Source organism: Helicobacter pylori (assembly GCF_006440215.1).
In the GTDB taxonomy this organism is placed as follows: Bacteria; Campylobacterota; Campylobacteria; order Campylobacterales; family Helicobacteraceae; genus Helicobacter; species Helicobacter pylori_CS.
On the sequence record NZ_VEZH01000021.1, the window covers coordinates 1 to 18,893 of the forward strand.

At 38.3% G+C, this 18,893-nt stretch carries 25 protein-coding genes, 1 tRNA gene and 1 pseudogene; 19 read left to right on the forward strand and 8 right to left on the reverse strand.

The window, feature by feature from the left end; genetic code table 11:
* Window positions 1-380 precede the first annotated feature (380 nt).
* From FIM44_RS07855 to chePep, 5 genes are all read right to left on the reverse strand, one after another.
* Entirely contained in the window at window positions 381-1,136 is a 756-nt protein-coding gene (locus FIM44_RS07855; protein WP_140579651.1) for a HugZ family heme oxygenase, read from the reverse strand.
* Window positions 1,137-1,196: 60 nt separating this feature from the next.
* A complete protein-coding gene (gene argS / locus FIM44_RS07860) occupies window positions 1,197-2,822 on the reverse strand; it encodes an arginine--tRNA ligase (RefSeq protein WP_140579652.1) in 1,626 nt (541 codons plus the stop codon).
* Between the two features lie 2 nt (window positions 2,823-2,824).
* Window positions 2,825-3,070 carry a twin-arginine translocase TatA/TatE family subunit gene (locus tag FIM44_RS07865; protein WP_120927689.1) on the reverse strand — a complete coding sequence of 82 codons (246 nt, stop codon included), beginning with the start codon at window positions 3,068-3,070 and terminating at the stop codon, window positions 2,825-2,827.
* A gap of 70 nt (window positions 3,071-3,140) precedes the next feature.
* Window positions 3,141-3,761 carry a guanylate kinase gene (gmk, locus tag FIM44_RS07870; RefSeq protein ID WP_000551231.1) on the reverse strand — a complete coding sequence of 207 codons (621 nt, stop codon included), beginning with the start codon at window positions 3,759-3,761 and terminating at the stop codon, window positions 3,141-3,143.
* Window positions 3,754-5,280 (reverse strand): chemotaxis regulatory protein ChePep, encoded by a 1,527-nt coding sequence (gene chePep, locus FIM44_RS07875; protein ID WP_140579653.1) that lies wholly within the window; start codon window positions 5,278-5,280, stop codon window positions 3,754-3,756. Before chePep ends, gmk begins: the two co-directional genes overlap by 8 nt.
* A 141-nt stretch (window positions 5,281-5,421) precedes the next feature.
* On the opposite strand from chePep, the gene FIM44_RS07880 reads away from it, so the two are divergent.
* Window positions 5,422-5,964: a phospholipase D-like domain-containing protein gene (locus FIM44_RS07880; RefSeq protein ID WP_015643950.1), complete on the forward strand. Its 543-nt coding sequence runs from the start codon at window positions 5,422-5,424 to the stop codon at window positions 5,962-5,964.
* 6 nt (window positions 5,965-5,970) lie between these two features.
* Here FIM44_RS07880 and FIM44_RS07885 read toward each other — a convergent pair whose 3' ends face one another.
* Window positions 5,971-6,708, reverse strand: coding sequence for an outer membrane protein (locus FIM44_RS07885; RefSeq protein WP_194148724.1), 738 nt, complete (start codon window positions 6,706-6,708; stop codon window positions 5,971-5,973).
* A 129-nt stretch (window positions 6,709-6,837) separates the two neighbouring features.
* On the opposite strand from FIM44_RS07885, the gene flgH reads away from it, so the two are divergent.
* The 4 genes from flgH to pseH are packed head-to-tail and all read left to right on the forward strand — an operon-like array spanning window position 6,838 to window position 9,660.
* Window positions 6,838-7,551 (forward strand): flagellar basal body L-ring protein FlgH, encoded by a 714-nt coding sequence (flgH, locus tag FIM44_RS07890; RefSeq protein WP_140579655.1) that lies wholly within the window; start codon window positions 6,838-6,840, stop codon window positions 7,549-7,551.
* Between the two features lie 17 nt (window positions 7,552-7,568).
* Window positions 7,569-8,258: a pseudaminic acid cytidylyltransferase gene (gene pseF, locus FIM44_RS08765; RefSeq protein ID WP_140579656.1), complete on the forward strand. Its 690-nt coding sequence runs from the start codon at window positions 7,569-7,571 to the stop codon at window positions 8,256-8,258.
* Window positions 8,249-9,121 carry a CMP-N-acetylneuraminic acid synthetase gene (locus FIM44_RS08770; RefSeq protein ID WP_274595362.1) on the forward strand — a complete coding sequence of 291 codons (873 nt, stop codon included), beginning with the start codon at window positions 8,249-8,251 and terminating at the stop codon, window positions 9,119-9,121. The genes pseF and FIM44_RS08770 overlap by 10 nt, the downstream gene beginning before the upstream one ends.
* Complete coding sequence (gene pseH / locus FIM44_RS07905) at window positions 9,118-9,660, forward strand: UDP-4-amino-4,6-dideoxy-N-acetyl-beta-L-altrosamine N-acetyltransferase (protein WP_140579658.1); 543 nt, start codon at window positions 9,118-9,120, stop codon at window positions 9,658-9,660. The genes FIM44_RS08770 and pseH overlap by 4 nt, the downstream gene beginning before the upstream one ends.
* Here pseH and FIM44_RS07910 read toward each other — a convergent pair.
* Window positions 9,593-10,531 (reverse strand): tetraacyldisaccharide 4'-kinase, encoded by a 939-nt coding sequence (locus FIM44_RS07910; RefSeq protein WP_140579659.1) that lies wholly within the window; start codon window positions 10,529-10,531, stop codon window positions 9,593-9,595. The genes pseH and FIM44_RS07910 overlap by 68 nt on opposite strands.
* On the reverse strand, window positions 10,528-11,310 hold the full coding sequence (locus FIM44_RS07915; RefSeq protein ID WP_140579660.1) for an NAD+ synthase: 783 nt from the start codon (window positions 11,308-11,310) through the stop codon (window positions 10,528-10,530). The genes FIM44_RS07910 and FIM44_RS07915 overlap by 4 nt, the downstream gene beginning before the upstream one ends.
* 84 nt (window positions 11,311-11,394) lie before the next feature.
* Between FIM44_RS07915 and FIM44_RS07920 the strand changes: the two genes are divergently transcribed.
* The 14 genes and pseudogenes from FIM44_RS07920 to FIM44_RS07990 all read left to right on the forward strand — a co-directional run bounded on the left by FIM44_RS07920 (window position 11,395) and on the right by FIM44_RS07990 (window position 18,670).
* Window positions 11,395-11,471 (forward strand) — tRNA-Arg (locus FIM44_RS07920).
* Between the two features lie 90 nt (window positions 11,472-11,561).
* Complete coding sequence (gene ilvC, locus FIM44_RS07925) at window positions 11,562-12,554, forward strand: ketol-acid reductoisomerase (protein ID WP_140579661.1); 993 nt, start codon at window positions 11,562-11,564, stop codon at window positions 12,552-12,554.
* A 23-nt stretch (window positions 12,555-12,577) separates the two neighbouring features.
* On the forward strand, window positions 12,578-13,384 hold the full coding sequence (minD, locus tag FIM44_RS07930) for a septum site-determining protein MinD (protein WP_001019104.1): 807 nt from the start codon (window positions 12,578-12,580) through the stop codon (window positions 13,382-13,384).
* Window positions 13,381-13,614: a cell division topological specificity factor MinE gene (gene minE / locus FIM44_RS07935; protein ID WP_000051425.1), complete on the forward strand. Its 234-nt coding sequence runs from the start codon at window positions 13,381-13,383 to the stop codon at window positions 13,612-13,614. Before minD ends, minE begins: the two co-directional genes overlap by 4 nt.
* Before the next feature lie 6 nt (window positions 13,615-13,620).
* Complete coding sequence (gene dprA / locus FIM44_RS07940) at window positions 13,621-14,421, forward strand: DNA-processing protein DprA (RefSeq protein WP_140579662.1); 801 nt, start codon at window positions 13,621-13,623, stop codon at window positions 14,419-14,421.
* On the forward strand, window positions 14,418-14,822 hold the full coding sequence (gene ruvX, locus FIM44_RS07945; RefSeq protein ID WP_140579663.1) for a Holliday junction resolvase RuvX: 405 nt from the start codon (window positions 14,418-14,420) through the stop codon (window positions 14,820-14,822). The genes dprA and ruvX overlap by 4 nt, the downstream gene beginning before the upstream one ends.
* 57 nt (window positions 14,823-14,879) lie before the next feature.
* Window positions 14,880-15,311, forward strand: a complete 432-nt coding sequence (locus tag FIM44_RS07950; protein ID WP_140579664.1) for a tetratricopeptide repeat protein — start codon at window positions 14,880-14,882, stop codon at window positions 15,309-15,311.
* Between the two features lie 185 nt (window positions 15,312-15,496).
* Complete coding sequence (locus FIM44_RS07955; RefSeq protein ID WP_000699916.1) at window positions 15,497-15,835, forward strand: hypothetical protein; 339 nt, start codon at window positions 15,497-15,499, stop codon at window positions 15,833-15,835.
* Complete coding sequence (locus FIM44_RS07960; RefSeq protein ID WP_140579665.1) at window positions 15,819-16,295, forward strand: hypothetical protein; 477 nt, start codon at window positions 15,819-15,821, stop codon at window positions 16,293-16,295. The genes FIM44_RS07955 and FIM44_RS07960 overlap by 17 nt, the downstream gene beginning before the upstream one ends.
* Before the next feature lie 138 nt (window positions 16,296-16,433).
* The gene (locus tag FIM44_RS08735; protein ID WP_238699627.1) at window positions 16,434-16,643 is read left to right on the forward strand and encodes a lysozyme family protein; all 210 of its coding nucleotides are present in this window, start codon (window positions 16,434-16,436) and stop codon (window positions 16,641-16,643) included.
* Between the two features lie 83 nt (window positions 16,644-16,726).
* Window positions 16,727-16,993, forward strand: a complete 267-nt coding sequence (locus tag FIM44_RS07970; protein WP_140579668.1) for a DUF4464 domain-containing protein — start codon at window positions 16,727-16,729, stop codon at window positions 16,991-16,993.
* A gap of 335 nt (window positions 16,994-17,328) precedes the next feature.
* Window positions 17,329-17,710: pseudogene (locus FIM44_RS07980) on the forward strand (DUF1294 domain-containing protein).
* Window positions 17,710-18,495 carry a hypothetical protein gene (locus FIM44_RS07985; RefSeq protein WP_140579666.1) on the forward strand — a complete coding sequence of 262 codons (786 nt, stop codon included), beginning with the start codon at window positions 17,710-17,712 and terminating at the stop codon, window positions 18,493-18,495. The pseudogene FIM44_RS07980 and the gene FIM44_RS07985 overlap by 1 nt, the downstream one beginning before the upstream one ends.
* Complete coding sequence (locus FIM44_RS07990; RefSeq protein WP_140579667.1) at window positions 18,485-18,670, forward strand: hypothetical protein; 186 nt, start codon at window positions 18,485-18,487, stop codon at window positions 18,668-18,670. Before FIM44_RS07985 ends, FIM44_RS07990 begins: the two co-directional genes overlap by 11 nt.
* Window positions 18,671-18,893: the final 223 nt, after the last annotated feature.

Genomic DNA, 18,893 nt, shown 5'->3' on the forward strand with positions numbered 1-18,893 from the left:
TGGTGTTTGTCACCATTTGAGCGGCCTCACCGATTTGATAGCCTGCACTCATGTAAAAGCCGTCGTCTTCAGCGTGGAGCAAAAACGAGAGAGAGTAAAAGGGTTTTTTTCATCACATTCTCCTTTTTAAATTAGTATTTTGATGCATTAAACATGGGCGTATTATAACATGAAAGCGTTTTTTTTTTTTTGTCATTTTGGAAAAATTTTGCCATTTTTTTACTTTTTAGCGCTTTTTGTGGTGCTTTTTGTTTGGTGTTAGCCCATAAAACTAAGGCTTTTAGCATTTTTTAAGATTAAATAGTAAAGAGCTTGATTTTGCCATAACCTCTTTAAAAAGCGGTCTTTTGGGGGCGTTTGCCCCTTATGAGTGAGAAAGTTTATTCTTTATGAGCGAAATTGTGTGGGTTGCCTTTATCCCCAACATAAGCGATTTTATCGCCTAAAATGTCATAAGCTTGGCCAAAGCCTTTCACAAAACGCCCTTCTTTGAAATCCAATGCGATCAAATGGAAATCTTGCATGGCGCGAATGGTTTTAATGCCCCCGGCACCGCCGGTTTTTTCAATGAAAGAATCAAACGCTTTGTCAAACTCTGCCCCTCTTTCAATGAAACGAGCGTTGGTTTTATAACGCAAGCGTTTCCTCAAAATAGCTGATTTAGCCTTGCTTTCATCTTCTAAAAACATCACTTCCACATTGTGGGGGTTGTTTTTAAGGCCCGCAAAATGTTCAGCCACTTCGCTCACATAAATGTAGTATTGTTTGCCATCTGTCATTAAAGGCGCATAAGAGCATACCACATGCCCATTAGGGTGTAAGGTCGCTAAACAAACAGAATCAAAGTCTTTTCTAAAGGCTTTAACTTCTTCTTCCACGCCTTTTAAATCATGGGTTTTTTCCACGCTTTGGCACAATTCAATGATAGCGTTTTTGTAGTCTTTGGGGTCTTTAACTTCGTGGTTGAATTCAATCCTTAAAGTTTGGTTGTTGTTATAACCAATCACAACGCCTTGAGAATCCACGCTTTTAAAGGCGACATTTTCAGCGTGATGGACTTGCCCGAATTTTTTCAATAAACCTTTCATGTCTTCTACATGGTGAGCGTTCATGTGCTCTATAATACGATTAAGCAAAATATTCTCCTTATTTTCAAAAAATAAGGGGAATGTTATAACAAAAAATTAAATATTAGCTTAATCTTTAGCGGAAATTTTGGTTTTTATCTCTATGCCTAAAAGTTTGAAAGCGTTAGTTAAGCTTAAGCTCACCATTAAACAAATCTTTAAAAGCTCCTTAGCTTTAGGGGTGTCTAAGATTTTGCCAGCGTTATAGAAGCGGTGGAATTCTGAGGCGAGGGTTTTTGCGTATTCGCACATTTTTTGCAAGCCGTATTCTTCAAAAGAAGATTCAACTGCCTTAGGCAAGCTTAAAGCGTTAAAAAGCAGGTATTTTTCCTCAGCGTTTAAATTTTTTAAAGGGGTTTGCAAGATCTCTTCTTTAGAAAAGGGGGATTTTTCTAGCATGGTGTGGATGCGTGAATTAGCGTAATGGATATAGTAAATGGGGTTTGAGCTGTCCTGCTTTTTTAAAGTATCGACATCAAATTCTAAATGGGTGTCAAGCCGTTTGCTCAAAAAAATAAACCTCAAAGCGTCCTTACCCACATCATCAATCACATCTTTAATCAAAATAAAATTACCCGCTCTTTTACTCATCTTGTAAGGCTCGTTATCTTTGAGCAAGCACACCATTTGAGCGAGTAAGACTTCAAGCTTGTTGGAATCATAGCCCAAAAACTCAAGGCTGGCTTTCACTCTAGCGATATAGCCGTGGTGGTCTGCCCCCCAAATGTTGATGTATTTGGTGTAATTTTGTTGGAATTTTTCATCATGATAGACAATATCGCCAGCTAAATAAGTGTAATTTTTATCTTCTTTAATCAGCACCCGATCGCTTTCATCTTGGTAGAGTGAAGATTTGAGCCAGATTTTAGAGTCCTTTTCATAAAGGGCGTTCGCTTTTTCTAATCGTTCAAACACCGCATCTTTATGTTTAAAAACTTCTTTTTCGCTCGCATAGGAATCAAAATGAATGCCTAAAGCGTCTAAATTATCCTTAATTTCTAAAAGCATTAAATCCTTAGCGTAGCCGCTTAAAACTTCAATGATAGTCTCTTCGTTTTCTTTAAAAAGGCTTGGCTCTAAATCGTTACTCGCCTTTTTGGCGATTTCAATGATGTATTCGCCCTTGTAAAAGACTTCCGGATAAGTTACGCTCTCTTTTAAAACATGTTCTCTGTAAGCGAGCCATACCGAAAGCCCTAGCAAGCGGATTTGAGATCCCATGTCATTGACATAATATTCGCACAAAACTTCATGCCCTAAAAAGCGAGCGATTTTAGCCAAACTATCGCCAAACACCGCACCCCTAGCATGCCCTATGTGTAAAGGTCCTGTAGGGTTAGCGCTCACAAATTCTAAAAAGATTTTTTGAGAATGTTCGTTTTTAACTTGAGAGCCAAATTGTTCTTTTAATTCTAGAGCCTTTTGGGTGAAACGCTCCAAAAAACCTAAAGAAAGCGTGAAATTGATATAGCCCTTACAAGCCACTACGCTGTCAAAAAACCCTTGAGTTTTTTTGTGTGTGCTGATTTTAAGGGCTAACTCTTCAGCGATAACTAAGGGCGATTTTTTAAAAACTTTGGCGAGATTGAAAGCAATGGGCGTAGCGTAATGCCCATGCTCTCTGTCTTTAGGGTATTCAATAATGACTTCTTCTTCTAAAATCTCTTCTAAAACGCCCTTAATGAGAGTGTGCATGTTTAACTTTCTTGTTTTTGCGTGCTTTTAATCTCGCTACTCTCATGCACTTTGGTTTGCGCTGCTTGAGCGTCTAGGGTTTTTGGCTCGTTTTTAGCCTCTTCTTCATCGTCTTTCACGGCTTTTTTGAAATTCTTAATCCCACTGCCTAAACCTTTAGCCAACTCTGGGATCTTTTTAGCCCCAAACAACAACACAATCACTAATAAAACAATGACCCAATGCCATATGCTTGTGAATCCGCCCATATTTTACTCCTTAATCTATTGGTTGGTTTTTATTTGAATTATAGCTTTTTTAAAAAATAATTGATAGGTTTTATAAGGATTCGTTTTTCCAGGCCTTGCATATTTTTTCAAAATTAAACGCTTTTAAGCGATAGACTAAAGTTTTTGCGATGCTTAAGATGATTTCTTTGGATTTTTCTAAATCTTCATTGATGATGAGGTAATCAAAGCTTTCCAAGCACTGCATTTCCTTATAAGCGTTGATCAAGCGTTTTTCTATCGTCTCTTTAGAATCCGTCCCCCTTAAAAGCAAGCGCTCTTTTAAAATTTCTTGGTTTTTGGTGCTAATAAAGACTGAGCATGCGTTGGGGTAATGCTTTTTAAGGATCTCATGCCCTTGTACATCAATATCAAAAATGACGATTTTGCCCTCTTTTAAGGCTTTTTCTACAGGGATTTTAGAAGTGCCATAATAGTGGTTATGTACGATCGCCCATTCTAAAAACTGCCCTTTTTCTATGCCTTGTTTGAATTCTTCTTCGCTGACAAAATTATAATGCAAGCCATCAACTTCGCCCTCTCTGGGCTTCCTTGTGGTGGTGGAAAGGGAAAAATGGGTTTTTGGGATTTTTTCTTGCAAATACTTTGTAAGGGTGCTTTTACCCGCTCCGCTAGGGCCTGAAAGGATGAGCAAATTAAAATCGTTATGCATTAGGTTTTTTATCCTCTAAAGTGATTTTAATGCTTAAGGTCTTGTTTTCTAAAAGGCTTTTTAAGGACTCTTGATTCAGGCTTTTTAATAAGTCCTGCAAATTCAAGCGCAATTCTAGAGGGCTGGAAGTTTTATCGCTTTCTTCTTTTTCTTGCGGGGTTTTGATAACGCTCTCTTTAAGGGTTTCTGTGTCGTTTTCGTTATTATTTGTTTTTGCAACGGCTTCATTCAAAAAGGGTAATTCTTCCCCCATTGCTTTAGCCATCACCGGTTCAGGAATGTCTTCAATGCTTTCGTAATGGTCTTCTTGGGTTTTGAGCGTTTCTTTTTCTTGCGCTTGGGTTTTTTCGGCAACAACTTCTTGGGTTTCTTGGGTTTCTTCTTGTGGGGTTTCTAACTCTTGCATTTCTTTTTCTTGCGGAGTTTCTGCGATTTCTTGGTTTTCTAATTCTTGCGGAGTTTCTGCGATTTCTTGGTTTTCTAATTCTTGCGGAGTTTCTGCGATTTCTTGTTTTTCTAACTCGTGTGCTTGGGTTTCTTGGAGAGCTTCTGCACTTTCTTGCGTTTTTTCTTTAGGAATTTCTAATTCTTGCGCTTGGGTTTTTTCGGTAACAACTTCTTGGATTTCTTTATCTTGTGGAATTTCTGCGTTTTCTTGCGTTTCTTTTTTATCCTCTTGGTTATTAGAGTTTTCTTGGATTTCTTTGACTAATTCTTGCATGGCCTCTAATTCTTGCGCGCTTGGGGAATCTTGTGTTTTTTCTTGTTTTTCCTCCTTATTTTCTTGTGTTTCTTCTTTCACTTGTTCTTGCGTTTCTTCTTTCATCTCTTCCTTAACTTCTTCTTGCGTTTCTTCTTTAGGGATTTCTAATTTTTCTTGCGTTTCCAACTCTTTAGAAACTTCTTTATCTTTTGGGGTTTCACTCTCTTGCGTTTCATCATCTTTAGGCTTTTCTTCTTGGGGCGTTTCTTTAACCTCTTCTTTTTCTTCTTCTTTAATCTCTTCTTTTTCTTCTTGCACATCTAAAGTGGGGAGTAGTTGCTCTTCATTGTTAGGCTCTTCTTTGGCGAGAGCTTCTAAATCGCCTAAATTTTCTAACTCGTCCCAATTGGTTTCTAAAACTTCTTGAGTTGGATCTAAATTCTGGCTAGGCTCTAGCTCGCTTATGTTAGAACCAAGCTTTTTTTGAAGGACTTTCAACATTTCAGTGGGTAAAAAAGGTTTTTTGATTTTCATCTCAAAGCCCTCTAAAAAGGGCTGTGCTTCATTGCCTTTTTTATACATGCACACGCTGTTTTTATTTTGAGAGATGGTTTCTTTTAATTCTAGCCAATCCACTTGATCTAGTTTTTCCAAACATTCATCATCGGCTATCAAAAGCCATTCTGGATCTTTTTTAAGGCGTGCGGACAGATCTTGATAGTGGTTGAAATTTTCCATAGACAATTCTAATTTCTTAGAAACACTCTCAAGCAGCTTTGCGATCATGGGGTTTTGGTTGAATAGAATCATTTTCATTTTAGGGACTCCTTATTTGATAAGAAACGCTTCTTTAAGCCTATCCATTTTATCGCTTTTTTTAAATCTTTTATTATAATCAAAAATCCACTTGGTTGGTTGTTTTTATCATAGAGTGTAGTTTAAAATAAGGATCATTTGATGTTAAACAAATTGAAAAAGATCGTTGGCGTGGGTGTGTTAGTGGGCTGTTTAGGGGTTTTGCAAGCTAAAAACAGCTTATTTGTCTTGCCTTATGAGCAAAAAGACGCTCTCAATTCTTTAGTTTCTGGCATCAGTAACGCCAGAGAGAGCGTGAAAATCGCTATCTATAGTTTCACGCACAGAGATATTGCAAGAGCGATTAAAAGCGTAGCGAGTAGGGGGATTAAGGTGCAAATCATTTATGATTATGAAAGCAATCACAATAACAAGCAATCCACTATTGGCTATCTGGACAAATACCCTAACACGAAAGTGTGCTTATTGAAAGGGCTTAAGGCTAAAAACGGGAATTATTACGGCATCATGCACCAAAAAGTAGCGATCATTGATGATAAGATCGTGTTTTTAGGCTCAGCGAATTGGAGCAAAAACGCTTTTGAAAACAATTATGAAGTGCTTTTAAAAACCGATGACACAGAAACAATCCTCAAAGCCAAGAGTTACTATCAAAAGATGTTAGGGAGTTGTGTTGGGTTTTAAAGCCCTTTAGAAGTGGTAATTATACCCCACATAAAAGGCAAAGACCCTACGCATTTGAACCTTGAGCGCATCAGTAGTGTAGTATTTGTTATTAATGGTGGGGAATTTAAACCCGATTTCAAATTCATGTTCATCTACAAATAAAGCCTTGAGGCCAAAGTTAAAGAGGAATTGAAAAGAGGTGTTATCAACCGCACTGCTGTTGGTGATGCCTAACAGTTCCTGCCCTTTACTGCCAATATACCAGCTATTCCCCGCAATCGCAATCCCCCCAAAAACGCCAATATCCACGCTAATATCATCTTGATAGAAACTCCCTTGGAAGAAATTCCACACCGCATCCACGCCCACGCCATAAGTGATCATGTTATTGCCGCCATAATAGCCTTTAGGGTATCTCATGCCATAGCCTTGCCAGTCTAAAAAAGCGAAATAGCGCAAGCCCAAGATTTTATCCGGATGGAAAAAGTGGTTATAGCCCATGACTAATCCAATCCCATTAGATCCCATGTTGGTGAGTTTTCTAACGCTATTAACGCTAGTTATGATATTGGTGTAACCGGTTTGATAGTTAGTAATTTCTCTAACTTCATGGATATTAGTCAATAAATTGATAGAACCTGTTTGGTAATTGACTCCCATATACAAATTTTTTGTCCAAGAAGGTGCTGCACTTTCTTCTTTAGCTACTAAGGCGTGTGTCAGCAAGCTTGTGCCAACTAACATTTTTAACAAGGTTCTCAATATTATCTCCTGCAAGTTAAGTTTCATTATAAAGATCTAAATTTTACAACAACTTACTCAAAATTAAGCATTTATTCTTTATAAGAGAGTATAATTCAAAGCTTAAAATAACTCAAGTAAGGCTAGTGGATGAAAAAAGCACTTTATTTAGGGGCTGTTGTGTTTAGCGTTGCATTCAGCATGGCATCAGCCAATGAGCCAAAAATTGATTTTAACCCTCCTAATTATGTAGAAGAAACCCCCTCTAAAGAATTTATCCCTGAATTGAACAAGTTGGGGAGTTTGTTTGGGCAGGGCGAGCGCCCTTTATTTGCGGACAGGAGGGCGATGAAGCCTAACGATTTGATCACAATCATTGTCTCTGAAAAAGCGAGTGCGAATTATTCTAGCTCTAAAGATTATAAAAGCACTTCAGGGGGTAATTCCACGCCCCCAAGACTCACTTATAACGGGCTAGATGAAAAAAAGAAACAAGAAGCACAGTATTTAGACGATAAGAATAATTACAATTTCACCAAATCCAGCAATAACACGAATTTTAAAGGCGGTGGCTCGCAAAAAAAGAGCGAAGATTTAGAGATCGTGTTGAGCGCTCGAATCATTAAGGTGCTAGAAAATGGGAATTATTTCATCTATGGGAATAAGGAAGTGCTAGTGGATGGGGAAAAGCAAATCCTTAAGGTGAGCGGGGTGATCCGCCCTTATGATATTGAAAGGAATAACACCATCCAATCCAAGTTTTTAGCTGACGCTAAGATTGAATACACGAATTTAGGGCATTTGAGCGATTCCAATAAAAAGAAATTCGCTGCTGATGCGATGGAAACCCAAATGCCTTATTAAAAAGAGCAAAGCCTAGCATGAGAGCGATCGCTATTGTTTTAGCCAGAAGTTCCAGTAAAAGGATCAAAAATAAAAATATTATTGATTTTTTCAATAAACCCATGCTCGCTTACCCTATTGAAGCGGCGCTAAATTCCAAGCTTTTTGAAAAGGTGTTTATCTCTAGCGATAGCATGGAGTATGTTAATCTGGCTAAAAATTATGGGGCGAGTTTTTTGAATTTACGCCCTAAAGTTTTAGCGGATGACAGGGCCACGACTTTAGAGGTGATGGCTTATCACATGGAAGAATTAGAGTTAAAAGATGAAGATATTGCGTGTTGTTTGTATAGCACTTCAGCGCTTTTACAAGAAAAACATTTAAAAAACGCTTGTGAAACTTTAAAACAAAATCAAAATACGGATTATGTTTTCACATGCTCTCCCTTTAGCGCTTCGCCCTATCGTTCTTTTAGCCTTGAAAACGGCGTTCAAATGGCTTTTAAAGAGCATTCAAACACGCGCACGCAAGATTTAAAAACGCTCTATCATGACGCAGGGTTGCTTTATATGGGGAAGGCTCAAGCCTTTAAAGAAATGCGGCCTATTTTTAGCCCAAATTCCATCGCTTTAGAATTATCGCCCCTAGAAGTCCAAGATATTGACACTTTAGAAGATTTAGAATTAGCCAAGCTCAAATACAGCCGTTTGAAAAACGCATGCCAGTAAAAATTTTGTGCGATGCGTTTGTAACAAGCGGTTTAGGGCATGTGAGGCGTTGTGAAAAAATCCTTTCTTTTATAGAAAAATTAGGGGTTGAAGCGAATCTTTATTTACACAAGCAAAATAATATAAGCGCTTTTTTAGAGGGCGTTGGCAATGATGATTTTTTGATTACGGACAGCTATCGTTTAAATTCAAAGGATTTTTATCTTTTAAAAGAAAAAGCCAAAAGCCTTATGGTCATAGAAGATAAAGAGCATGCCAAGGGGTTTTACCCTAAAAACACCAAGATCCTAAATTCCACGCTGAACGCTTTAAAGCATTACCATCATTTATCAAAAGATTATCAGTATTATTTGGGGGTGGGGTTTTACCCTGTTGATATTCGTTTTGTTTATGAGCGCCCTATCAATACAGAGAATAAAGAAGTGCTGATCACTCTAGGGGGGAGCGAGCAAAAAACGCTCAAAGAGATAGTCAAAATTTTAGAAAATAAGAATGTGAATTTGCATATCATTTCACCTTATACGCCTAAAAATCCTCCCAAAAACACGCATTATTACAGCCCTTTAAACCCTTTAGAATTCAGTTCTTTGATGAAATTTTGCGCTTGCGCCATTAGCGCTGCGGGTCAAACCCTCTATGAATTGGCCCTTTCTCAAACGCCCTCTCTTATCCTTCCCATTGCTTCTAATCAAATCCTTCAAAGCCAAGAATTTGAAAGTCTGGGCATATTCAAACAAACGAGTTTGAAAACTTTAGCGAAAGATTTTGAAAAATTACAAATTCAAAAAAATCAAGCTTGGGCAAAAAACCTGGCCTTTGGGAGTGAGCTAGAGGGCGCGTTAAGGGAGTTTTTAGAAATTTGAAAAAAAATTATTCTTATAAAAATATCCAAGCGATTGATTTTACCCATTTAAACGATGGAGAAAAATTGTTGGTTTTAGAGTTTCGTAACCACCCAAACACTGCCTTATGGATGTATAGCGCTTTTATTCCTTTAAAAACGCATTTGCAATTCATAGAAGATTTAAAAAACTCGCCAAACCACCGCTATTTTTTGTTTAAAGAAGAGGGCGTTTATTTAGGGGTTGGCTCTATCACTAAAATCAATTTTTTTCATAAGCATGGGTATTTGGGGATTTATAAAAACCCTTTTTTGAAAAATAGGGGAGAAACTATTTTAAAAGCTTTGGAACGCATCGCTTTTGAAGAGTTCCAATTAAATTCTTTACATTTAGAAGTGATGGAAAACAATTTCAAAGCGATCGCTTTTTATGAAAAAAACCATTATGAGTTAGAGGGGCGTTTGAAAGGCTTTATCTCTAAAGAAAAGGAATTTATAGATGTTCTTTTGTATTACAAGGATAAGAAAGGATATAACGATCAATTTGCTCTAAAATTTTAGGGCAAATTTCTAGCTTTAAATCCAATACGCTTAAGGGCAAGTTGCAATCTTGTAATTTGACGAGATCTTTTGAAGTAACCAATAAGGAAGTAGCGTTATTTTGATAAAACTCTTTTTCTAAAAGCTTCAAATCAAAAGGGGCATGATCTCTAAAATACAATTTTTTAACCACTTCTTTAGGTAAAAACGCATCAAGCCTGCTAGGATTAGCGATAGCCGTTGCTAAAAGCATGCGTTTGGTAGGGTGAGAAATTGAGGTGATTCTTTTATAATCCTTATCTTCTGTAATGACTAAATGGGCTTCTTTATAGTTTTTAATGCTTTCTCTATACAACCCACTAGGCAAACAAAAGGGGTAGTAGGGGGGGACTTTAGGCTTTAAAAGCAAATTGAATTGGTTGAAATTAAACCTGAAACCATCGTCTAAAAACACGATCTTTGCCCCTAATTCAAGGGCTTTTAAAACGCCTAGCTCTCTTTTTTCGCTCACAATCACGCTCGCTTGTTTTAAATTTAAGGCTAAAAGATAGGCTTCATCGCCCGCTGTTTTTTGAGAAACTAAAATGTTTCCTTTAACGCTCACCACCACTAAGCCTTTAGAATCTCGTTGGTACCCCCTAGAGACAACCGCCACTTCTTGGTATCTTGGAGCGGTTTCTAAAATAAAGGGCGTTTTACCGCTTCCCCCAGCGATCAAGTTGCCTATGCTGATAATGGGGATTTTAAAATCATGCTTTTTAGCGGTTTTTCGTTTAAGGGTGGCGATGCCTTGATAGAGTAAAGAAAAAGGATAGAGCGCGAAAATCAACCCCTTTTGCAAAAGAGTTGGGTCATAAAAATAGCGTTCTAAAAAGGGTTTATCGCTTTTCATTTAGGGTTAAATCGTTTGGCGATAGTGGGTAATTCCAATTTAAAGGCGTTTTTTTGGATACGGCTTATGATGTTTTTCACTAAAATTTCATCATAGCCTAATTGAGTGAGCGTTTCTGCATCAATGGGCTTGTTTTTGAACAACGCTTCAATATCTTTTAATAAAGGGTCAATCACGCTATAAGGATAGCCTAAATCTTGTTCATCGCTTTGCCCTACAAATAAATCCGCGCTAGGGGGCTTGTTTAAAATCTTTTTAGGGATATTTAAATAATAAGCGAGTTCATAAACTTCGGTTTTAAATAATTCCCCAATCGGGTTAATCGCGCACGCCAAATCCCCAAATAAAGTGCAATAGCCTAACATTCTTTCGCTTTTATTGCTCGTGCCAATGACTAAAGAATCGCTTTTTAAAGAATAATCGTATAAAAAAGCCATGCGCAATCTTGCGCAAAAATTCCCCTTTCTAGTAAGGCTTGCATCTTTAAAATGAGAGCCAAAGATTTTATCATAGGGAGCGATAGAATATTCTGTATAAGGGATAGAAAATGTTTCGCACAAATTTAAAGCGTCTGTTTTACTTTCTGGCATAGAGACTGAAGAGGGCATTAAAAGGGCATGGGCGTTTTCTTTAAAAACCTTTTGACACAGCACCCCAACGACCGCGCTATCTAGACCCCCACTCAGCCCGTAAACGACTTTTTTAAAGCCTTTTTTTTGAACTTCTTTTTCTAAAAAATCGCATAAATAAACGATGAGTTTTTGGTAATCTTTTTGCATGCCGTAAATTATAATAGAAAAAACGCATCGTTTAAGTGAAAAATTAGCTTTTATTGCTATAATCATCGTTTCACTTCTTTAAAAGTGCTCGTAGCTCAGCTGAATAGAGCAACAGGTTGCGGTCCTGTAGGTCGGGGGTTTGAATCCCTCCGAGCACACCATTTCTTAACATTCTGCATGTTTTTAAACATTATCGCTCCCATTATTATGGTAAAATAAATACTTGCTTAAACACGCTAGGAGATTTGATTTTGGCATTACCCGTTTATTATGATAAAGACATTGATTTAGGCGTTATCCAATCCTTACAAGTGGGCATTATTGGCTATGGCGCGCAAGGAGAAGCCCAAGCGCTCAATTTGAGGGACTCTAAAGTAAGGGTGCGTATTGGCTTGTATCAAGGGAGTTTGAGCGTTTCAAAAGCAAAAAAAGAGGGCTTTAAGGTGCTAGGAGTCAAAGAGCTAGTCCAACAATCTGATGTGATCATGGCGTTACTTCCGGATGAATTGCATAAGGAAGTGTTAGAAAAAGAAGTGATCCCTTTTTTAAAAGAGGGGCAAATTGTGGGCTTTGCTCATGGTTTTAGCGTGCATTTCAATCAGGTCATTATTCCAAAAGGCGTGGGCACGATTTTAGTTGCGCCAAAAGGGCCAGGGAGTGCTTTAAGAGAAGAATACCTTAAAAATAAGGGCTTATACCATTTAATCGCCATAGAGCAAGAAAGCTCAAAATATAACGCTAAAGCGGTGGCTTTAAGCTACGCCAAAGCGATGGGTGGGGGGAGAATGGGGGTTTTAGAAACGAGCTTTAAAGAAGAATGCGAGAGCGATTTATTCGGCGAGCAAGCGGTTTTGTGCGGAGGGTTAGAAGCGATTATTAGAATGGGGTTTGAAACTTTAATTAAGGCAGGATACCCTGAAGAATTAGCCTATTTTGAATGCGTGCATGAAGTGAAATTAGTAGCGGATTTGTTGCATTATAAGGGGGTAGAGGGCTTAAGGAAACACATTTCTAACACCGCTGAATTCGGAGCGATTAAAAATAGAGAGCCTATGGGAAATCTGTTGGAAAAACGCATGCAAAAAATCTTAAAAAAGATTCAAAACGGCTCATTCGCTAAGGATTTTTTACTGGAAAAGAGCTTGAATTACCCCAGGTTAAACACAGAGAGGAAAGCCCTTAAAGAAACTAAAATAGAACAAATTGGGGAAATTTTACGCGCCCCGTTCAATCATAAAAAATAAATCATTAAATTAAAAGGAATCATATGGCAATAGTAGTTACTATCACTTCAGGTAAGGGTGGCGTGGGTAAAAGCACCACCACGGCTAATTTAGCGATCGGCTTGGCTGAGAGCGGTAAAAAGGTCGTAGCGGTTGATTTTGACATAGGCCTTAGGAACTTGGATATGATTTTAGGCTTAGAAAATCGCATTGTTTATGATGTGGTGGATGTGATGGAAAAAAATTGCAACCTTTCGCAGGCTTTGATCACGGATAAAAAGACGAAAAACCTTTCTTTTTTAGCGGCTTCACAAAGCAAGGATAAAAATGTTTTAGATAAGGAAAAAGTAGCGATTTTAATCAACGCTTTAAGGGCGGATTTTGACTATATTTTGATTGACTCACCAGCTGGGATTGAGAGCGGTTTTGAGCATGCGATTTTGCATGCGGACATGGCGTTAGTGGTAGTAACGCCGGAAGTGAGTTCCTTAAGGGATAGCGACAGAGTGATTGGCATTATTGACGCGAAGTCTAATCGGGCCAAAAGGGGCGAAGAAGTGCATAAGCATTTGATAATCAATCGCTTAAAACCTGAATTAGTGGCCAATGGCGAGATGATTCCTATAGAAGAAGTGCTTAAAATTTTATGCTTGCCTTTAATTGGGATCATTCCTGAAGATCACCATATTATTTCAGCGACCAATAAGGGCGAGCCGGTGATTCGCACGGATTGCGAGAGCGCAAAGGCTTACCAGCGCATCACCAGAAGGATTTTAGGCGAAGAAGTGGAATACGTGGAATTTAAGGCTAAAAGAGGCTTTTTTAGCGCGTTAAAAGGGATATTTTCATGAGTTTGTTTGATTTTTTTAAAAACAAAGGGAGCGCGACTACCGCAACCGATAGATTAAAATTGATTCTAGCCAAAGAGCGCACCTTAAATTTACCCTACATGGAAGAAATGCGTAAAGAAATCATTGCCGTTATTCAAAAATACACTAAATCTTCAGACATCCATTTCAAAACCCTTGACAGCAACCAGAGCGTGGAAACGATTGAAGTGGAGATCATATTGCCTAAATAGTTTAAAATGAAAAGCCATTTCCAATACAGCGCGCTAGAGGATATCCCTAAAGCCTTTGACATGCTCAAAGACCCCCCTAAAAAGCTCTATTGTGTGGGCGACATAAAGCTTTTAGACGCACCTTTAAAAGTGGCTATCATCGGCACAAGAAGACCCACCCCTTATAGCAAGCAACACACCATCACTCTAGCCAGAGAGCTTGCTAAAAATGGCGCGGTTATTGTGAGCGGAGGAGCGTTAGGCGTGGATATTATCGCTCAAGAAAACGCCTTACCAAAAACCATCATGCTTTCGCCTTGCAGTTTGGATTTAATCTATCCTACGAACAACCATAAAGTGATCCAAGAAATCGCGCAAAACGGCTTGATTTTAAGCGAATATGAAAAGGATTTTATGCCCGTTAAAGGCTCTTTTTTAGCCAGAAACCGCCTGGTGATCGCTTTAAGCGATGCGGTAATTATCCCCCAAGCGGATTTGAAAAGCGGCTCTATGAGCAGCGCTAGATTGGCCCAAAAATACCAAAAACCCTTATTTGTTTTACCCCAGCGCCTGAATGAGAGCGATGGCACTAATGAGCTTTTAGAAAAAGGGCAGGCTCAAGGGATATTTAATATTCAAAATTTTATAAACATCCTTTTAAAAGACCACCATTTAAAAGAAATGCCTGAAATCAAAGACGAATTTTTAGAATATTGCGCCAAAAACCCTAGCTATGAAGAGGCGTATCTCAAATTTGGGGACAAGCTTTTAGAATACGAGCTGCTGGGTAAGATTAAACGCATCAATCATATCGTGGTGTTAGCGTGATTTTGGCATGCGATGTGGGGTTAAAACGCATTGGGATCGCTATGCTTTTAAACGGCGTTATTTTGCCTTTAGAAGCGATCTTGCGCCAAAATAGGAATCAGGCCTCTAGGGATTTGAGCGATTTGTTGAGGGAAAAAAACATTCAGGTACTAGTGGTGGGTAAGCCCAACGAAAGCTATGCGGACACGAACGCGCGCATTGAACATTTCATCAAGCTTTTGGATTTTAAGGGCGAAATCGTTTTTATTAATGAAGACAGATCCAGCATAGAAGCCTATGAAAATTTAGGGCATTTGGGTAAGAAAAACAAGCGGCTCGCTATTAAAGACGGCCGGCTAGACTCTTTGAGCGCTTGCAGGATCTTAGAGCGCTATTGCCAGCAGGTTTTAAAAAATCGCTAGATTTGATTGCAATTTGATTGTAATAAAGTCTAATTTTTTTTAAAAGGGAGAAGCGTCATGCTAGGAAGTTTCAAAAAAGCCATTTTTAGGGTTTTATGTTTGTGTTGTGTGTTGATTGGGGGGTTAATGGCAGAGCCAAACCCTGAAGAGCTTTTCAATTTGGGTATGTTGAGTTATGACAAGCAAGATTTTTCTAAAGCTAAGGGATATTTTGAAAAAGCGTGCGATTTGAATAATGGTGGGGGGTGTAATGGTTTAGGGGTTCTATATAAAGATGGTCAAGGAGTGGAAAAAGACTTAATAAAAGCCACTTATTTTTATTCTAAAGCATGCGATTTAAAAGAGAGTGATGGGTGTGGTGCTTTAGGGGCGTTATATTATAATGGGGATGGGGTGAAACAGGACTCAAAAAAAGCTGTCGCTCTGTTTGAAAAAGCATGCAAACTAGGATATAAAAAAGCATGCGAGATGCTCAAAGAATTGAGATAAGGGGCAAAAAACATGCGATAATCTCACCTAGAAATTATCGCACAAAAGCCCTATTTAAGGGGGTTAGGGTATTGCCCAAATGCCCCCTATTCTTTTAAGAGAGTATTTTACTAGAGAGTTTTAGTCTTTTTTTGGTATTCTTTTAGAGATCATTAGTTTTAAAAACTCTTTAAAAACGGATAACAATGAAAATCATGCATCAAGTTATGGATTTTTTAGATTCTTGCAAACAAACGATCCAAAAAAATTCTAACGAAGCGCTCCAAAAGACCAAGCGGGCGCTCTTCAAGGAAAAATCTCAAAAGATCAGAGAGCAAGCGGTTAAAATCGTGGAAAAACGCTTGAAAAAAGAGGGCATGAAATTGAGCGATTTCAATGAAGAGGAATTAAAAATCATGTTTGAAGCGGAAGAAAAGAGGCTTTTAGAGCAGATCCACGCCAAAGAATCTGAAGAAAATCAAGAAAAGAGCGCCAAGCATTTCAAAGAAGTTTGGGAGAGGGGCGATAATGAGCAAGAAAGATAGTTTCATCTCTAGCGTGATGGGGTTTTTTAGCGAAAAGAATGAACGCTGGCTCTTAGCCCACAGGCACACGAGAGGGTTTGTGATCGTGGCGTGGCTTTTTCGGTTTAAAAGCATTGCGTTTTCTATTTTGATCACTCTGTTAGTGATTTTGGTGGATATTTGGGTGTATAGCGATGTGCGCCAATTCTTGCTAGATACTGCCAGCTCGCCTATTCTGCTTTTAGCCGCTTTGTTAATCAAGTGGGGCGTGATTGTCATAAGCGTGCGCCAATGCTATAAGTTCAGCCAAAAGATGTTTGCGCTCATCCAAAAAAAAAGACAGATCAGAGAGAGTCTGAAAAAGCGCTCCCACCAGCAAGAGGGTAAAACTCCCCCAAAAGAAAGGCTCTCTAGCGTTACCGAAGAGATGATTCTCAAAAAACAAGAAGAGTTGAGGAGCAAGAAAGAAAGAAGCGATTGAGGAGGGTTATATGCTCTGTCTTAGCAAATTGATCCTAGCGGCGTCGTTTTTGATAGTGGATTCAGAGGGGTTTTCGCCTTCCATTTACACCGATATACCGACAAGACGGGGCATCCCACGATTGGTTATGGCTATAATTTGAGCGTTTATTCTTATGAGAGTAAGCGTATCACCAAACCGCAGGCGTATAGGCTTTTAACTGACATATTGAAAGAGAATTATAAGGCCCTCCTCTCTTATGGGTGGCATAAAAATTTGGACGCAATGAGGAGAATGGTCATTTTGGATTTGAGCTACAATTTAGGCTTGAGTGGGCTATTCAAATTCAAGCAATTCATCAGGCCATAGAGGATAAGAATTACGCTCTGGCTGTGGAGAGACTGCAAAAAAGCCCGTATTTCAATCAAGTGAGAAAAAGAGCGTCAAGGAATGTGGAAATTTTGAAATTGGGGGGTTGCGAAAAACATTGTAAGAAAAAATACACGATAGAAAAGGTGATCAAAGAGGTGGGGCTTGAACTCAAATCAAAGTCCGTCATGCTGTATTTTTTCAACGAATACGATCTGACCAAAAACGCCAACAGAGAAGAGCCTGAGAGATTGAAAAAACGGGTGATATTTATTTTGATGAGAACCCCTAAAGGGCGAGAAATCTTGAAAGAATATTTGAACGAGGGCTGTATTTTGCTTGGAGAATAAGAAAGAGCACCATGTTAAAAAGTTTTTAAAAAGCCTTTTTTAGGGCTTTGTGCTTGGGTACGTTGGGTTTATTGGGGGGTTAATGGCAAGAGCCAAACCCTAAAGAGCTTGTCCTTTTGGGTATAAAGAATTACAAAGAGCAAGATTTTTCTCAAGCTAAGGAATATTTTAAAAAAAGGCTTGATGCGATCATGCTAAAAATCATGTTAGAACACCTAGGATTAATTTTTGTAAAGGAATGGATTTGAGAATCAATCTTAAAATTTTGCCTTCTCTCTCTCTCTCTCTAAAAAGCCAAGTGGTAGGGCTGTTAAAACGCTCTTGAAAGGGCAAACATGGAATTTGTTTTTATCGTTTGGTTGCTCATAGTCAATATTTTGATTTTTGTTCTCATGCTGGTGGATAAAAATTGAGCAAAAAATGTGGCGTATTCCTGAAAAAACTTTGTGGGTTTTATCGCTCCTTGGCGGGTCTGTCGGGTTTTTAGTCGCTATGGTTGTGTCCCACCATAAGATTTTAAAGCTTAAGTTTAAATACGGCGTTTCGCTCATTTGCTTGACAGAGAGTGCAATCCTTTATTTTGCCAGCAAGGATCTTTTTTGGATAGTAGCGCTAACGATATTCTCACTATCCTTGATACTGGTAGCGTTTAAGATTTTTCTCCTCAAAGATAACCCTAACAAACGCTTCAAAAACAATAAGAGGGATAAAAGATAATGTTTCGTTGTTTTAAAACCATTCTACGCACAAGCGTGATTGTGGGGGTTTTGTTGGGTTTGTGGCGTTGGACTTACGATAAGTCCTGCTTCTCGTTGGTCTTTGTGCTGCTGATACTAGGGATTGTCACTTACAGCTATGTTTCTTTAAAAATGCATCAGAGAAAATGCTTCGCCGATTGTTATGTGAATAAAAAATCCTGTTTGTTCACGATGCTACACTCCCCAATAATGGTGTCTTGCTTTTATTTTATTTTTTCAATTTTCACATCTATATCCATCGCTTATAGCGTGCTGGACTATAATTGGATGATGTGGGGGATTGTTTTTCTCACTATCCTTGTTTGCGCTGCGGTGTTTGGTGTGTTTGAAAAGATGCTCAAGGGTATCATCAAAGAAGATTATTTGATGCTGATGTCTAGAGAAGCGAGCTCTCTTGTGGGGGCTCTTTTCTTCTTTGGCTTGAGTTGCTGTGTGATTTGTACTAACAACATACCCGGTTATTTGAGAGCAGCTTTGATAGACACAATTAAGGCAGCGAGTGATTCCATCTATTCTAGCTGCGACTGCACGGATTATTTTTTGAAGGCTAAAAAGATGTTAGAGGGGTTTGCTTGGTGGGGCATGCTCAAAGCAGAGAGCATGGGCATGAATAAGGGGTTTATGGTTGCGGGCTGGGTAGTGTTTATCATCTATAACGCTCTTAGTGGGATAGCCATCAGCAGGTTGAGCGCTCAAATCATTTATTGGTTATCAAAATATTTTAGGAGTGAGTGTGGAAAATGATGTCAAAGATACAGAAAATCTAGAGCTAGAGAAACAAAAACTAGATCTAGAAAAACAAAAGCAAGAGCTAGAAAAGCTAACACAAGAAAAAGAACAAGAAATTATTAAGGAAAAAAGAGAGTATATTTACATTTTTTTAGAAATTATTAAGAAAAAAAGAAATTACATTCTTTAGCGAATGTAATTATTTATAGAACTCTTATCTAAGCTTTTTTTAAAAGGAAGTAGTTTATGAAGTTTTTTAAAATCCCTAAACTGCACTTAAATTCCAAAGAGCGATAAGAAATGCTTTTAGAAAGTTTTATTCTTTATTCTTTAAAAAGTTATCGCTTTATAACCAAGCTCTTTAGTTTGATTGTAAAAAACGCTTTTAGCGTTTTAGATTTTATTCTTTTATT

Bases quoted from the DNA above. Each gene is read 5' to 3' on its own strand.
- argS (WP_140579652.1), bottom strand. From the start codon at position 2,822: ATGCACACTCTCATTAAGGGCGTTTTAGAAGAGATTTTAGAAGAAGAA.
- FIM44_RS07865 (WP_120927689.1), bottom strand. From the start codon at position 3,070: ATGGGCGGATTCACAAGCATATGGCATTGGGTCATTGTTTTATTAGTG.
- gmk (WP_000551231.1), bottom strand. From the start codon at position 3,761: ATGCATAACGATTTTAATTTGCTCATCCTTTCAGGCCCTAGCGGAGCG.
- chePep (WP_140579653.1), bottom strand. From the start codon at position 5,280: ATGAAAATGATTCTATTCAACCAAAACCCCATGATCGCAAAGCTGCTT.
- FIM44_RS07880 (WP_015643950.1), top strand. From the start codon at position 5,422: ATGTTAAACAAATTGAAAAAGATCGTTGGCGTGGGTGTGTTAGTGGGC.
- flgH (WP_140579655.1), top strand. From the start codon at position 6,838: ATGAAAAAAGCACTTTATTTAGGGGCTGTTGTGTTTAGCGTTGCATTC.
- pseF (WP_140579656.1), top strand. From the start codon at position 7,569: ATGAGAGCGATCGCTATTGTTTTAGCCAGAAGTTCCAGTAAAAGGATC.
- FIM44_RS08770 (WP_274595362.1), top strand. From the start codon at position 8,249: ATGCCAGTAAAAATTTTGTGCGATGCGTTTGTAACAAGCGGTTTAGGG.
- FIM44_RS07910 (WP_140579659.1), bottom strand. From the start codon at position 10,531: ATGAAAAGCGATAAACCCTTTTTAGAACGCTATTTTTATGACCCAACT.
- FIM44_RS07915 (WP_140579660.1), bottom strand. From the start codon at position 11,310: ATGCAAAAAGATTACCAAAAACTCATCGTTTATTTATGCGATTTTTTA.
- minD (WP_001019104.1), top strand. From the start codon at position 12,578: ATGGCAATAGTAGTTACTATCACTTCAGGTAAGGGTGGCGTGGGTAAA.
- minE (WP_000051425.1), top strand. From the start codon at position 13,381: ATGAGTTTGTTTGATTTTTTTAAAAACAAAGGGAGCGCGACTACCGCA.
- dprA (WP_140579662.1), top strand. From the start codon at position 13,621: ATGAAAAGCCATTTCCAATACAGCGCGCTAGAGGATATCCCTAAAGCC.
- FIM44_RS07950 (WP_140579664.1), top strand. From the start codon at position 14,880: ATGCTAGGAAGTTTCAAAAAAGCCATTTTTAGGGTTTTATGTTTGTGT.
- FIM44_RS07955 (WP_000699916.1), top strand. From the start codon at position 15,497: ATGAAAATCATGCATCAAGTTATGGATTTTTTAGATTCTTGCAAACAA.
- FIM44_RS07960 (WP_140579665.1), top strand. From the start codon at position 15,819: ATGAGCAAGAAAGATAGTTTCATCTCTAGCGTGATGGGGTTTTTTAGC.
- FIM44_RS07985 (WP_140579666.1), top strand. From the start codon at position 17,710: ATGTTTCGTTGTTTTAAAACCATTCTACGCACAAGCGTGATTGTGGGG.